The sequence below is a fragment of the Streptomyces sp. NPDC107498 genome, from assembly GCF_055582805.1.
Map to the genome: position 1 here is coordinate 1 of NZ_JBVJPE010000063.1, position 1,558 is coordinate 1,558.

Below are 1,558 nucleotides of genomic sequence, written 5' to 3' on the forward strand. Positions count from 1 at the left end.
CCCCCGGGTCCGCAAGGTGTGGGTCGACGGCGGCTACCGCCAGCACCTCGTCGAGCATGCCGCCACCCTCGGCATTGACATGCAGGTCATCGCCCACAAGCCCGGGACCAGGGGCTTCACCCCGATCCCGAAACGATGGGCGGTGGAGCGGACCTATGGCTGGCTCATGCTGAACCGCCGCCTGGCCCGCGACTACGAGACCCTGCCCACCCGCTCCGAAGCCATGATCCACCTCTCGATGACCGGCCTCATGGCCTGCCGCCTCACCGGCGAGAACACCATTTCCTGGCGCGACCCGAAGAAGACCACAGAACAACCCATCCCGGGATGAAACATCGGGCGAAAACGACCTCTAAGACCGTGTCCTGTGGTGAGGCGGTCGTTGGGCAGTTTATGGGGCGGGGTACGTGGAGTTGGATTGTTCCGGACGGGCTGTGGGAGATCGCGAAGCCGCTGATCCCGCCGCCCAGGGTGCGGCCGCAGGGCGGCGGGACGCCGGACACGCCTGATGAGACGCTGTTCGCCGCGATCATCTACGTCCTGGTCTCCGGCTGCGCCTGGCGGGCCCTGCCGCCGTGCTTCGGGGTTTCGAAGTCCACGGCCCATCGCCGGTTCCTGATCTGGTCCCGGGCCGGGGTGTGGGGCCGGCTGCACGAGGAGATCCTGCACCGGCTCGACGACGCCGGCTGCTCGACCTGTCCCGGGCGGTCCTCGACTCCGCCCGCGTCAGGGCGAAAAAAGGGGCGAACTCACCGGCCCGAGCCCCGTGGACCGGGGCAAGCCGGGTTCCACGATGCACGTCCTGTCGGACGCGAACGGACTGCCCCTCACTGTCGGCCTCTCGGCCGCCAACACCCACGACAGCCAGGCCCTCAAGCCCATGGTGCTCGGTCACCAAACGAGACACGACCCTCACCGCGGCCGTCACTTCAAACCCCAGCGTCTGCACGCCGACAAGGCCTACGACATACCTGAACTGCGGAAATGGCTCCGCGGCAAACGGATCGGAGTCCGCATCGCCCGCAAGGGCATCGAGTCCAGCGAACGACTCGGCCGCCGCAGATGGGTGATCGAGCGGACCATGTCCTGGCTGACCGGCTACCGCCGGCTCAACCACCGATACGAACGCCATCCCCGCAACTACCTGGACTTCCTCGGCCTCGCCGCCACCCTCTGCTGCTACAAACGACTCCTCCGCCTCACCACATAGGACACGGTCTTATTGGGCACAACCCGCCAGGCCGTCCCGGTTCGGGGCTACCACACGATCCCGTTCAGGATCCCGCGGTCATGCAGCGGCCTCCGGCCCCACGACTCAGGTAACAACGGCCGGATGAAATCCCGCTCGGGATCCGGCAGTTCGTGGAGATGCATCGCGCCACCATGATCTATCACCGAAGATCATTTTACGGTATGAGCTCTGTGTGCTGACACCGGACGGGCGGCAGGACGAACTTGCGCTCTTACTGAGGTTGAACTCGTGATGTCGCTGGGTTCAGGCGGGTCTGATGATCAGGCCAGTCTCGGCGAGGCAGCCGTCTATGAGGTCGCTGCGGTA

Annotated in this window: 1 protein-coding gene and 1 pseudogene; both read left to right on the forward strand. The window is 66.0% G+C overall.

The annotated features are described in order from the left end of the window. Nucleotides 1-331, forward strand: a 331-nt coding sequence (locus ACZ66Z_RS36700) for a transposase (RefSeq protein WP_469940318.1), incomplete at its 5' end; no start/stop codon positions are given. 62 nt (nucleotides 332-393) lie between these two features. Beyond that, nucleotides 394-1,210: pseudogene (locus ACZ66Z_RS36705) on the forward strand (IS5 family transposase). Nucleotides 1,211-1,558: the final 348 nt, after the last annotated feature.